The sequence below is a fragment of the Helicobacter pylori genome, assembly GCF_900120335.1.
Taxonomy (GTDB): domain Bacteria; phylum Campylobacterota; class Campylobacteria; order Campylobacterales; family Helicobacteraceae; genus Helicobacter; species Helicobacter pylori_BU.
The window spans coordinates 429,029-442,357 of the sequence record NZ_LT635477.1; the positions used below are offsets into that span (position 1 = coordinate 429,029).

12 protein-coding genes are annotated in these 13,329 nt (G+C 39.3%); 1 reads left to right on the forward strand and 11 read right to left on the reverse strand.

Annotated features, from left to right (window positions below):
* Positions 1 to 130 precede the first annotated feature (130 nt).
* Entirely contained in the window at positions 131 to 1,381 is a 1,251-nt protein-coding gene (locus tag CS889_RS02175; RefSeq protein ID WP_089086705.1) for a hypothetical protein, read from the forward strand.
* A 245-nt stretch (positions 1,382 to 1,626) separates the two neighbouring features.
* Here the strand turns inward: CS889_RS02175 and CS889_RS02180 are convergent, their stop codons facing one another.
* The 11 genes from CS889_RS02180 to CS889_RS02235 all read right to left on the reverse strand — a co-directional run bounded on the left by CS889_RS02180 (position 1,627) and on the right by CS889_RS02235 (position 13,292).
* Positions 1,627 to 2,493, reverse strand: a complete 867-nt coding sequence (locus tag CS889_RS02180; protein ID WP_080387853.1) for a 5'-3' exonuclease — start codon at positions 2,491 to 2,493, stop codon at positions 1,627 to 1,629.
* A gap of 230 nt (positions 2,494 to 2,723) precedes the next feature.
* On the reverse strand, positions 2,724 to 3,620 hold the full coding sequence (locus CS889_RS02190) for an OriC activity response regulator (protein WP_089086707.1): 897 nt from the start codon (positions 3,618 to 3,620) through the stop codon (positions 2,724 to 2,726).
* A gap of 31 nt (positions 3,621 to 3,651) precedes the next feature.
* On the reverse strand, positions 3,652 to 4,872 hold the full coding sequence (locus CS889_RS02195; protein WP_089086708.1) for a bifunctional 2-C-methyl-D-erythritol 4-phosphate cytidylyltransferase/2-C-methyl-D-erythritol 2,4-cyclodiphosphate synthase: 1,221 nt from the start codon (positions 4,870 to 4,872) through the stop codon (positions 3,652 to 3,654).
* Between the two features lie 21 nt (positions 4,873 to 4,893).
* Positions 4,894 to 6,324 carry a Do family serine endopeptidase gene (locus CS889_RS02200; protein ID WP_089086709.1) on the reverse strand — a complete coding sequence of 477 codons (1,431 nt, stop codon included), beginning with the start codon at positions 6,322 to 6,324 and terminating at the stop codon, positions 4,894 to 4,896.
* Positions 6,325 to 6,368: 44 nt separating this feature from the next.
* Entirely contained in the window at positions 6,369 to 7,796 is a 1,428-nt protein-coding gene (locus CS889_RS02205) for an amino acid permease (protein ID WP_089086710.1), read from the reverse strand.
* A 254-nt stretch (positions 7,797 to 8,050) separates the two neighbouring features.
* Positions 8,051 to 8,590 (reverse strand): CDP-diacylglycerol--glycerol-3-phosphate 3-phosphatidyltransferase, encoded by a 540-nt coding sequence (gene pgsA / locus CS889_RS02210; RefSeq protein WP_000866190.1) that lies wholly within the window; start codon positions 8,588 to 8,590, stop codon positions 8,051 to 8,053.
* Entirely contained in the window at positions 8,587 to 9,195 is a 609-nt protein-coding gene (locus tag CS889_RS02215; protein WP_099167460.1) for a hypothetical protein, read from the reverse strand. Before CS889_RS02215 ends, pgsA begins: the two co-directional genes overlap by 4 nt.
* 8 nt (positions 9,196 to 9,203) lie before the next feature.
* Positions 9,204 to 9,992, reverse strand: a complete 789-nt coding sequence (locus CS889_RS02220; protein ID WP_089086712.1) for an enoyl-ACP reductase — start codon at positions 9,990 to 9,992, stop codon at positions 9,204 to 9,206.
* On the reverse strand, positions 9,989 to 10,891 hold the full coding sequence (dapA, locus tag CS889_RS02225) for a 4-hydroxy-tetrahydrodipicolinate synthase (protein WP_089086713.1): 903 nt from the start codon (positions 10,889 to 10,891) through the stop codon (positions 9,989 to 9,991). Before dapA ends, CS889_RS02220 begins: the two co-directional genes overlap by 4 nt.
* Before the next feature lie 14 nt (positions 10,892 to 10,905).
* A complete protein-coding gene (gene pqqE, locus CS889_RS02230; protein WP_089086714.1) occupies positions 10,906 to 12,240 on the reverse strand; it encodes a zinc protease PqqE in 1,335 nt (444 codons plus the stop codon).
* Complete coding sequence (locus CS889_RS02235; protein ID WP_089086715.1) at positions 12,237 to 13,292, reverse strand: quinone-dependent dihydroorotate dehydrogenase; 1,056 nt, start codon at positions 13,290 to 13,292, stop codon at positions 12,237 to 12,239. The genes pqqE and CS889_RS02235 overlap by 4 nt, the downstream gene beginning before the upstream one ends.
* Positions 13,293 to 13,329 lie beyond the last annotated feature (37 nt).

The following is a 13,329-nucleotide window of genomic DNA, read 5'->3' on the forward strand; positions in this document are numbered from 1 at the left end:
TAAATCTTTAGTGTTAGTCAATCAAGTTTATTGATAATGTTTAGTGGTCATTGAGATTTTAAACCCGTTTCAGCGCAATTAAAAGGAATTTTCATTAAAATACTAGGTTTAAATCCACGATGAGTTTTTAATGCAATATAAGAAAAATAAGAAAAGATATTATCATTTAGCGTTAGGGATCCTTTTTTGTAATGGTCTGTCTTTGAAAGCTTTAGAAATTGCCGTCAAACCTTTTGGCTATCTGGGGCTATTGTATAATCAAGGGGTGCAAAAAAACCCTCACAGCTATGTGGGGGCTTTAGCGCGTCTTGGGGTGGATTTTTCTTATAGCAATGGGTGGTCCTTTGGTATTGGAGCGATTGGGGCTTGGAATATTTATAACAAACAGCGTTTGGCTAACCTTTACATCAGTCTAGGGAATTTTTTTGGTAACCCTAACAACGTTAAGCCTTATTTGAGCGCTGGCGATGTTTCTGATGCGTATATTCAATACGCTAACCAGCGTTTTAAAATCGCTTTAGGGCGTTTTAATACCGATTTTGTGGATTTTGATTGGATAGGGGGTAATATTCAAGGGGTCTCTGTGGCTTTTAAGCAAAATTCCATGCGTTATTTTGGGATTTTTATGGATAGCATGCTTTATAATGGGCATCAAATCAATAAAGAGCAAGGGAATCGGATCGCCACTTCCCTAAACGCTCTAGCGTCTTATGATCCCGTGTCTAAACGCTTGTATGTGGGGGGGGAAGTGTTTGTTTTGGGCACAGAATACAAAAATAAAAATTTGACATTCGTTCCTTTTATTTTAACGGACACCCGCTTGCCTTTGCCCACTCAAAATGTTTTAGTGCAGGTGGGGGGTAAGTTGGAGTATGACGCTTCTTTAGCTAAGGGTTTCACTTCGTGCACTCTGGTGCATGGCATGTATCAATACGGCAACACTGATATTACTACAAGCGCTAAAAATGCCGGCTTGTTTTTGATCGATCAAACTTTTAAATACCAAATTTTTAATTTTGGAACGGGTTTTTATATCGTTCCGGCAAGGAACAATAAGGGCTATCTATGGACTTTTAACGACAGGACTAAATTCTATGGCCGTGGGATCAACGCGCCCGGTGTGCCAGCGATTTATTTTGCTAATTCTAGCATTTCAGGCTATGTTTTTTTAGGGCTTAAGACTAAAAGGGTGCGTTTAGACGCGATGGTGGCTTTTGGGGATTACCAAGAATATTCTTTAATGAGCAGTTTTAGGGTTTGGACTTATAGGAGTTTGTCTTTTGATATGGGTGGGGGGTATGTGTATGCTTATAATTCTAAAGCCACGAGAAAAAGCCTTGGAGATAGCTCTTTTGTTTTTTTCGGGAAGTTTTTGTTTTAAAAAATGCCATTTTTACAATCAATCATAAAGGGCTTGCCAAAAGTAAGCGATAATTTCTTAAGCGGTCTTCTTGGGTTAGGGGGATCTTTTAAAGGGGGTTAAGGGGGGAGAGTTGTTCCAAAACATCTCCCTATTCCCTTAAAAAATGAGTTTCATATAAAACTATGTAAAAAACTATAAAATAAAGCTAAAAATCCTATTCTCTAAAAATCAAAGAATATTAAAAGGGTCTAAAAGTTTTTGTTTTAAGAAATTCTTTTAAAATCAGGTCTTTGTGTTTTTTTAGGGAAAAAAGCTTTTTTAAACTCAGGCTCCCATAGTTTGATCACGCCATGGTGGGTCATCTGGTGCATATTGACTAAACGCATGTTTAATAGAGCCTTTTCTTTGGCTTCGCTATCGCTCAAATCTTCTTTAATTTTGAACGCTTGAATGATCTGCTCCCACAATTCATGCTCTTTAGCGTCTTCGTTTAAAAAATCTTTATAGTTGAAGCCGCCAATCCCTTTAACCCCTTTAATATTATCCCCCTTATCCCCCACAACGCACTGGTAATAAGCAAAAAAATGGGCTTCTTTTTGACTCACATTAAAAAAAGCGTTTGTTTTGAGATTGAAATGAGAACCTCTATTGGAATATAAAATATCCTTATCCATGCTGGCTATCACATAATTGTTGGGGTCTTTCTTTTTGTAAAAAGAGATAATATCATCGGCTTCATATTCAAAACAATGTTCGCCCTGGATTTTAGCCCCTTTTTTTAGAGGGTATTTTTCCACTAAAGCGATTTTGAGAGCTTTTAAAAGGGATCTAAAACCTTCATCAAATTGGTGGCGTTTTTGTTTGTAATGATCGCACAGCTGGTAGCGGAAACTCTCTCTGCCCCTAGTGATAAAAAAAAGCGTTTTAGAGCAACGAGTCTTGCGCATGATAGATAAAATTTGAGTGGTCAGGAAAATAACGCCCACTTCTTGCAAGCTATAAGCGGCGAATCTTTTGGGGAGCGTTTTATTAGAGAGCAAACGCCTAACAATATTAGGGATAACGCAATCAATGTCTAGTAAAAGAGTTCTTGAATGCGTGGATCTTGTTTTGCTAAACGCTTGTCTAATGGTTAATCCTTAAGTTGAATTTCTCTTTTTGAAAAATAAACTATTATAGTAAATATATAGCAAATAATAAGTTATTTTAATGATAATTAGCTCTATTCTTATTAAATACGCTAAATCTTGAGAGATTACCGCTTGTTTTAGCTCTTTTGATTGTAAAAATGCTTTTGGCATTTTTACATTTATGATTTATGATCAAACGCCCCACAAAAACAGGGCTTAAGGATTTTCTGTTATTTGCGCGGTAAGTTATACTTCCGGCGTTTTTCCCAAAGGCTTTTACGGCTAATGCCAAGCTTGCTGGCTAATTCTGTATCGGTGCAAGTAGAAGAAAAATGCCTGATCGCTTCTTTTTCATATTCTTGAATGGAAAGGAAAGTCGTGTGGTTATTAAACAAAGATAGGGGTTTATTGCCGCATTCAATGCTCACAATTTTAGGAAATTCTAGGGGTTCTTTATGGGTATAGGACAAAACAATAGGGCATGAACGGGCCAATTCTAACAATTTCAATTGTTCATCTTTTTTAAGCTCTTCTAAATGCATGATGTAAAAAGGGCGTTCTAATTTGTCTTTATTCTTGTATAATTCTTTCCAAGTGGTATCCTTTAAAGAGAAAAAAGAAAAATCCATTTGCCTTTCTTTAGCGTATTGCAATAAATAAGCGTTCGCAAGCTCTTGAGAGGGCGTGTGGATGATGAAAGGCGGCCGGTAAGAAAAATCTTTAGGCAGGGGCAATTCCGCATGGATAAAGTCTAAGTAATTTTCATAAAATCCCAAGCGAGCGGTCATTTCTTGGTAGGCTTTGTGGTATTGGATTTTACGCAACAATTCATCCATTTTAAAAGGTTTTAGAATATAATCTCTCGCTCCCGCTTGAATGGGTTTATTCACGCCATCTTCATTGACATGCGAAGCCATCATGATAATGATTTGCTTGGAATTATAACGCACAAAGTGTTCGCAACGCCCTTGAGTGCAAACTTTAGAAGAAACTAAAATCACATCATAAGGCTCTTTATTTTCTTCTGAAATGCTAGAGATGATCTCGCAAAAATGCCCTAAATCATGCAAATTATGCGAAATACTCCTGGCTAGCGCTAAATCGTCTTCAATGATTAAGATTTTCATCAATTCTTCCTTTTATCACATTTTATCACATTTAAAGTTTTTGTTTATAACGCATGCTCACATGCGCTTGGACTAACAGCCCTTCTTGTTTGCCAATGAACCCCATTTTTTCCATTGTGGTGGCTTTCAAGCTGATTTGAGATTTTTCTAACCCTAAAAGTTGGCTCAAATTCTCTAAAATCGCCGGTTTGTAAGGAGTGATTTTAGGGATTTCGCTAAAGATAGTCGCCCCCATTTCAAACAATTCAAACCCAATGCTTTGAGAAAAATCCAACACGATTTTTAAAAGCTTTTCAGAAGAAGCGTTTTTGTATTTGGGGTCATTATCAGGAAACCATTCGCCAATATCTCCCCCTTTAATCGCTCCTAAAATCGCATCAATAACCGCATGCAATAAAGCATCGCCATCGCTATGAGCCTTTAACCCAAACTCGCAATCCAAAACAACCCCCCCTAAAACCATAGGCTTATCTTTAATGAACGCATGCGTATCAAAGCCCATGCCGATAAAAGTGTCTTTTGCTGGGTTGAAAAAAGGCGTAAAAAACTTTAAATCGCCGCTTGTGGTGAGTTTGTGCAAATTTTTACTGCCTTCAATATAGCTCACAGAGTTAGGGAAAGCTTGCAAAATCGCGCTGCTTTCATCTTTAAAATCCCCTTGATTTAGGGCTGATTGGAGCGTTTTGGTGTGGCTTAATTGCGGGGTTTGAATGAGTTTGATCGCTTCTCTATCCAAAGCCTCGTTATAATAGATCGCTGTGTCATAGCAAGGCAAGTAAGGAGCGATGCAATAATGGCTCGTTTGTTGGAGGGTTAAAAACAAACTTTTAAGTGCTTCCATATTCGCTAAACCCCTAGCCACATCGCTGGTGAGCGTGTAAGCGCTATCAATTACTTTCAAAGCGTTACGCACGGATTCTTGCCTTGATGTCCCGCCTTTTACAAGCTTGATTTTGGGGTAATGGCGTTGGATATAAACATAATCCAATCCGCTTACAACTAAAATGACTTCCTTAAAGTCTAGGGCTTCTTTAAAGCTTTCATACACGCTGAGCCATAAGGGGGTGTGGTGAGAGCGCAGCCATTGTTTTTTAATCGTGCGAGAAAAACGCTTAGATTCCCCAGCGGCTAATAAAACAACGCTCGTTTGTTTAACAAGCGTTTCTAGCGTTTCTTTAGTTTCAAAAGGATCTTCTTCTAAACTTTCTAAAGAAAGTTTAAAAGCTTCCCCATTCACTCTAATCAAGGACATGCGATTAACAACCCACCCCTATCATTTCACCAAAATGATTCTATAACCTTGGTTCAAGTCTAAAACTAAGAATCGTTTGGGTTTGCCTTTATATTTTTCTAAAGCATGGTTAAAATCTGCAACGCTTTTCACTTCAATCTCTTCAATTTTTGTGATGATGTTGCCTTGCCTGAAGCCGGCTTGCTCTGCTGGAGAATTTTCATTCACTTGAGAGACTAAAACCCCTTGAACGTCATCGCTCAAACGCATAGACCTTTTGGTTTTTTGGGTTAAATCTTCTACTTGAAGCCCGTTCAACTGGCCTTGCGTACCGTTTTGAGCAGAAATGGTTTCTTTTTTGTTAGGGTTTTTCCTTTCGGCTAGGGTGAGGGTGAAGGCGCGTTCTTTTTTGTCTCTAATGACTTTTAAGGTTACTCTTTGATTGGGTAGCATGGAGCCGATTAGGTTTCTTAATTCATTCGTGTTTTTAACCTTTTTCCCATTGACTTCAGTGATCAAATCCCACACCAAAATCCCTGCTTTTTTGGCCGGAGAGTCTTTTTCTACGCTAATAACCACCGCCCCTTCTTTATTGTCGTAAGAATTTTGCAAATCGCCGCTCAAATCTTGCAAGCCCACGCCCAAGTAACCTCTTTCAATCTTACCGGTTTTGATGAGTTGGGTTACAATATCTTTAACCATGTTAGAAGGGATGGCAAAGCCAATGCCGTGGTTGCCCCCGGTTTTAGAAATGATAGCGGTATTGATCCCCACTAACCCTCCACGGCTGTCAATTAAAGCACCGCCAGAATTTCCAGGATTGATGGAAGCGTCTGTTTGAATGAAATTTTCATAGCTGTTGATGCCAATCCCGCTTTTATTGAGCGCTGAAACAATGCCTTGAGTAACGCTTTCGCCCACGCCAAAAGGGTTACCAATCGCAAAAACCAAATCGCCCACTAAAATATCATTAGAGTCAGAGAACTTGATCGTGGGTAAATTGTCTTTAGTGATGCGAATCACGGCTAAATCGCTTTCAGAATCCGTTCCTACTAAAGTGGCGGAATATTCTTTATTGCTCCCTGGAATGGTTACTTTAATCTTATCCGCGCCATCAATCACATGGTTATTCGTAACGATATAGCCATCTTTAGAAATGATGACGCCGCTGCCTAAAGCCCTTTCCATTCTTTCTTTAGGGATCATACCGCCCAAATCCCCGAAAAATTGTTGGAAAAAGGGGTCGTTAAACACACCGCCACCTATAAAGTTGTTTTTAATCTTCTTTTCAGTGGAGATATTCACCACCGCTTTAATAGAATCCTTAATAGAATCGTGGTAAGAATAGATCGTATCCTCTTTAGAGGGGACGCTTATTCGCTCTTTCACTTTGGGCATGCTTTGGATTTGGATATTGCCCGCATTCAAGCTTAACGCTAAAGCCAAAGAAATAAAAAGGGTTTTTTTCATCATGGTTACTTCCTTAAAATGTGCTAAACTTCAAAATTAAAAAAAGATTATATCAAATCTTTTTTGTTATTTTCATTAGCTTTTTGTGTAAAATAGTATCCAATGTAACACACAACAGCAAAAACAATCGTTAAAATCATCCCAATGCGTTGATCCTTATCCATAGCCGAACCAATCACGCCGATAATACACCCAGTGATCCCTATGAGTTGCAAAAAGGGCAGAAAGGGGGCTTTATAAGGCAAATCCTCTAAAGAATGCCCGGCTTTTAAGTATTGCTTGCGGAAAGAATATTGCGAAATGGACACGCTAACCCACACGATAATCACCGTGAAACTGATCACATTAATCAAGGCTTCCACGACATTTTCTTTGGCATAAATTTGGACTAAAAGCCCTATGAGGGAAAAAGAAAGGGAAAAAAACATCGCATAAGTGGGCGTGCCTTGTCGGTTGAGCTGGGAAAAAACTTTAAAAAACATCTTTTGTTTGGACAGCCCATAAATCATGCGGCTCGCTCCATAAAGCCCTGAATTAGCGGTAGAAAACATCGCCGTAATGATAACAGCGTTCATTATATCAGCCACATAAGGGATACCCATGCCAATAAAGGGCAAGTTGATGCGTTCTAAAACGCTCACAAAGGGGCTTTGCGCGATAGAAGAATCGCTCATGGGTAAAAAAACAGAAATGACAAACACAGAGCCTAAAAAGAAAAAGACAATCCGCCACAAAGTCGCTTTAATCGCTTTGGGCATCACTTCGCTAGCGTTTTTAGTCTCTCCTACAGCCACCCCAATGACTTCTGTTCCAGTGAATGCAAAAATGACAGCGAGCATCGCGCTAAAAACCGCCTCGCTCCCGTTAGGGAAAAACCCCTTATCGCCAAAATGGAAATTATCAAAAATAGAACTAAACCCATGCAAATAGATTTGATAAACAATCCCAATTACGCCAATCCCTATAAAAGCGATCACCGCTAAAACTTTAATCAGGCTAAAGAAAAACTCGCCCTCGGCAAAAATTTTAACCGAAAAAAAGTTCAATAAAAAAACCAACGCAATGCATGAAATGACCCAATAATGGATGGGAATATTTACAAACCAGCGTTGCATGAGCATGCCTATAGCGATGTATTCTAACGCAACCGTGATCACCCAGCCAAGCCAATACATCCAAAAAACCATATAGCCCGTGCCAGGGCCTATGAATTTAGCCGCATAATCCCCAAAACTTCCCGTAGTGGGATAAACGCTAGCCAACTCGCCTAAAGAGAGCATGATGCAATAGACCACAAGCCCTCCAAAACAATAAGCGATCAAGGTCCCTAAAGGGCCAGCGCTCGCAATATTACCTCCAGTGCCTACAAAAAGCCCTGTGCCGATCGCTCCTCCAAAGGCAATCATCAAGAGATGGCGCATTTTCATGTCTCTTTTAAGCTCGCCTTGTTTTTGCGTGGTATTTTGATGTTCCATGCGACACCTCCTTAGATTGAAAATAAAAATAGCTTGAATTATAACAAAAATAAAATAAAAAGATTTTTTTTAAATAAAAATAAGGATTTGTTTTAATCAAATTAGATAAGCTTTATTAAATTTTAATATTTTTAATTTTTAAAAAATGGGATTTTGGTTACTTTATTAAACTCGTTTTTTTAAAAAGCTATCGCTTGGTTGGCATCAATTCTTTTGTGTTTTTTATTATCAGTATTATAAAATCAATCTAAAACTTAAGATTTATAATATTTAATCGTGTAATCTATCCCTGAATAAAGGGTTAAAAAAACCGCTATAGCCACAAGCACATAAGAGTAAGTTAAATTGGCTAATAAAGCGCCAATCGCCACGACTTGAGACACGGTTTTATACTTGCCTAACGCATTGACAGGAATATCCTTTTTTTCATTAGCGGCTAAAACCCTAAGCCCTGAAATAAAAAATTCACGCCCTAAAATCACAAACGGGACCCACGCATTCACACGATCCAAATAAACTAGCCCTAAAAACGCGCTCAAAATAAGGATTTTATCCGCTAAAGGGTCAAAGATTTCCCCAAAGCGCGATTTGGCTTTATAGCTTCTAGCGATATAGCCGTCCAATAAATCCGTGAGCGCGGCAAACAAAAAAACCAATGAAGAGATCATGTTGATGTGAAAGGGGGTTAAAAAACTAAAATAAGTGTGCGTGTTTAACAATAAAAATAATAAAAATAAGGATAAGACAATGCGTAAAATCGTTAAAAAATTAGGCAGGAGTTTTAAAACTTTCATGCTTTCAAAAAGACTTGTGAAAAATTCAAGAACGCACGCCCTAAAAAACTGAGCGCCACACACATTAAAATCACAGCCACCCCTAAAAAAATAACGCCTAAGGCATGCGCTAAAACCCCTAAAAGAGCCAGCATGAAACTAAAAAGCAACAATCTAAACCCGCTTAAAAAAAACCTTTCTTGCGTGTAAAGGCTCAATTCTCTATAGAGTTTGTGCAGATAAAAAATAGAAACGCCATTACCGATTAGTGAAAGGGCGTTACTGGCGTTAGGGACAAGATAGCTTAAAAGAGCGCATAAAATCACCGCCAAAAAACTGAAAGTAAAATTTTCAAAAAACCCTAAATGGCACGTGATTTTAGAAAGCCTGTAAAAACCAATCGCTCCGGCAATAAACCCAAGCGCGCACAAAAAAAGAGACAATAACACGATATAAGCCGATTGACTATTAAAGAGATTAGAAACTTGGAGCGGTTTCGCACCGCTTAAAGCGATAGAAAAAACCAAAAGGATAGCCCCACACAAAGGGGCGAAAAAATAGCCCAACAAACATTTTTTAACGAATCGCAACTCTTTGTTTTGGTGGATGTGGATAATGTTTTTCAAAAAAATCTTTATTTAAAAGTGGTCCCACCATCCACAACGATCGTTTGCCCTGTAAGCCAACCGCTTTGGGTCTCATCGCATAAAAAATAAGCCGCCCCGGCTAGATCGTTAGGATTACCCATGCGCTTTAGGGGCGATTGCTCTTCTACTTTTTCTTTAATCTCCACATAATCAGGGAAGGCTTTTAGAGCGTCCGTATCAATAGGCCCGCCACTAACCGCATTCACTCTAATGTTAAATCCGCCTAAATCAACGGCAGCGTATTTGACCATGGTTTCTACGGCGTTTTTGGAATTGCCATGCCCGGCGTAATTAGGCATATAGACCAGATTCCCGGTAGAACTTAAGCTCACGATCGCCCCACCGCCTATTTTTTGCATGCGTTTTGCCGCTTCTTGAGCCCCTACGACAAACGCTAACACGGTGGCTGTGTAAATGTTGTTTAACCCCTTAGGTTTTAACCGCATGAAAGGCGCGAATCCCCCCACGACAGAGCGCCCATAAATAATAGCGTTAGAAATAAAAAAATCCACTCTGTCAAAATCAGCGTCAATTTGCTTAAAAAGCTCTGTGTATTGCTCAGGCTCTAAAACATTAAGGGGGTAGGCTTTGGCTTTAATGGAATATTTTTGCTCCACATCTTCTATAATTTTATTCGCTTCTTCAACATTTTTATTGTAAGTGAAAGCGATATTCACGCCGCTTTGAGCGAAACGATACAATATCGCCTTGCCAATCCCTCTAGTCGCGCCGCTAATCACTAGGGTTTTATTTTTCATGTGATTGGAACCATTCATGCAATTACCTCATATTGTTGTAAAGTTTTTTCTAAAAGTTTGATCGTTTCTTTGCTTGGGGCTACTAAAGGCAGTCTGTAACTTGGGTTTTCAATCAATCCGGCTAAATGCATGGCCATTTTAATAGGGATAGGGTTTGTTTCCACAAAAAGGGCTTGATGCAAATCAAAAAGCTTATTTTGGATTTCTAGGGCTTGTTGGTATTCAAATTTGAGCGTGCAATTGACCATTTGTGAAATCAAATTGGGCATTAAATTACCGGTCACTGAAATCACGCCACACCCCCCTGAAAACATGATAGAGTGGTTGAGCGAATCTTCCCCGCTAAAAATTTTAAAATCTTTTTCATAGTAATGCAATTCTGTTACTCTTTTCAAAGAGCCAGAGGCTTCCTTAATGGCTTTAATGTTAGGGACTTCCCTAAAGAGTTTGAGGGCGGTTGGAACTTCAATAGACACGCCCGTTCGGCTTGGCACATCATAAAGCATGATAGGGATTTCTACCGATTGAGCGATAGTTTTATAATGTTCAAACAAGCCTTGCTGGGTGGGGCGGTTATAATAAGGGCTTACGCATAAAATCGCATCCGCACCGATTTTTTGAGCGAACTTTGCTAAAGAAAGGGACTCGCTCGTGGCGTTACTGCCCACGCCGGCTAACACTTTCATGCGTGAATTGGAAGGCGTTTTAGTGCTTTTGCAAGTCTCTATGGCGATTTCAATGCAACGCATATGCTCTTTGTGGGTGAGCGTGGCGGATTCTCCTGTCGTGCCAACAGGCACGCATGCGTCCATGCCTTGAAAAATTTGGCGCTTGATCAAGGTTTCATAAGCGACCTCATCAACGCTCAAATCTTTTTTAAAAGGCGTAATTAACGCGCTAGATGAATGAAATTGCATGTTATAAGGCTCTTTTAAGGTTTCAAAAACACGGTGGTTGATTGGGCGTCTTTAAAATATTCATTAGCCACACGTACCAAATCGCTCACTTTCAAATCCAAAAATTGTTGCTGATAATCGGTCAAGCCTTGAAGATCGTTTTGCACTAGATAGTCTGCAAAAAGCCCCGCCACATCGCTAGAACTTTCTAAATTAGAAATAAAATCAGCTTTTTGATTGATTTTGATTTTGTCTAATTCCGCTTGAGTGATTTCGCCTTTTTTAAGCTTTTCTAAAAGTGCTACGATTTCTTTTTGTAAGGCTTCGGCTTTGATATTAGGATTACCCCCAGCGATGAATAAAAACACGCTTTCATCTTGTAATTGCATGTTGTGCGAGAAGGCTTGAGAAGCCAGGTGCTTTTTATCCACCAATTCGCTCTGTAACCACGAGCTTTTACCTTCGCCTAAAAGCTTGCTTAACGCATCTAAAGCGACTTGATCTTTATGCTTGAAAGCAGGTACTTTATACCCTAACGCTACCCATTCTAAATGGACCCCATCTTTATGCACGACTGCCGTTCTTGCCCCATCTTGTTTAGGCTCTTTCATGTAAGGAGTGGGGATAGCCTTTTCATCAAGGTTTTTTAAGGATTCAAAATGCTTTTTAGTCAATTCAAAAACCTTTTGGGAATTGACATCGCCCACCACTAAAACGATAGCGTTTTTAGGCTGATAATAGAGCGAATGGAATTTTTTAATGTCTTTTAAAGTCCAGTTTTGAATATCGTCCATAAAACCAATGGGCGTCCAATGGTAGGGGTGATAGACATAAGCGGTGTTAAAAAAGCGGAAATAAAGCATGCCGATAGGGGAATTATCGGTGCGCCATCGCCTTTCTTCGGCGACCACTTGACGCTCAGGCAAAAACTCATCTTCTTTTAAATTCAAAGAACCCATGGTTTCAGCGAACAACTCTAAAGACTTATCCAAGTTAGCCTGACTGGTTTTAATGAAATAGCGCGTAATATCAAAGCTCGTAGAAGCGTTACTCACGCCCCCAAAACGCTTAACGATCTTATCAAATTCGCCGGCTTTAAGGTTTTTGGTGCTTTTAAAATTCAAATGCTCCAACATGTGAGCGATCCCGCTCTTGCCCATGACTTCGTTTCTAGAGCCGACTTTATAAAGCACATCCACTTCTATAACCCCGGTTTTATTTTCTAAGGGGACGCTCACGACTTGCAACCCGTTTTTTAAGGTAACGCTCTCATGTTTGGGTAAGTAAGATTGTGCGTGCATGCTCACTCCTAAGGTTACTAATAAGACAGAACAACGCCCCAAAAGTCTTTTAACAGAAAAATATTTCATCTTAAATCCGCTCCTATAGCCTCTTTGACGCTCAAAAATCCATCTTTTTGGAGTAATTTTACCAAATCTTTAAGAATATTTTGGCATAAATTTGGCCCTTTGTAAATAAAAGCGCTATAAATTTGTAACAGACTCGCTCCCATTTTAATCCTTTCATAAGCTTCTTTAGCGTCGCTAATCCCCCCCACAGAAACAAGAACGCTTTTATTGAAAAAAGCTTTAGCCAATTCTTTGAAAATTTCACGGCTTTTTTTAGTCAAGCATTTCCCGCTCAAGCCCCCCATTTCTTTAGGAGCGAACACCAGGCTTTTATCAATCGTGGTATTAGTCGCAATAATCCCATGCGCTCCTGCTTCAATAGCGCTATTGACGATTTCTAGCATGTCATCTGTTTCTAAATCCGGGGCGATTTTTAAAAATAAAGGCTTATGAGTCATTTCTTTAGCCATGCAAAAAAGCTCATGCACAAACGCTTTATTTTGTAAATCCCTTAAATTAGGGGTGTTGGGCGAAGAAAGGTTGAAGGTGTAATAATCGCCAATGTTTAAACATTGATTTAAAACCGCCTTGTAATCTTCTAGGGCATGCGCTTGCTCTATGTGTTTGTTTTTGCCTAAATTGATGCCAATAGGGGTTTTATAGGGGGCGAAGCGATTGAACGCTCTTACCCCCAAAATCGCCCCGTAATTATTAAACCCCATCGCATTTTGCAAGGACTCTTCTTCAATGTGCCTGAAAAGCCTTGGTTTTTCATTCCCGCTTTGCGCGATATTAGTCAATGTGCCTGCTTCCAAATAGCCAAACCCAAAAGCAATTAACGCCCTAAGCATGGAAGCGTTTTTATCAAAGCCGGCGGCCAAGCCTAAAGGGTTAGAGAAATTTAAGCCTAAAATGTCATTTTCAAGCTTTGGGTTTTTATAACCCCATTGAGAATGGATCAAACTACACAAAAAGCTCGATCTAGAAAGCGTTCTTAAAATTTGACAAACTTTTTCATGTGCGATTTCAGCGTCTAGGCTAAAAAGATATTTTTTTACTAATGAATAAAGCATTTAAATCCTTGTCTTTTATGATTTGAACGATAACCCT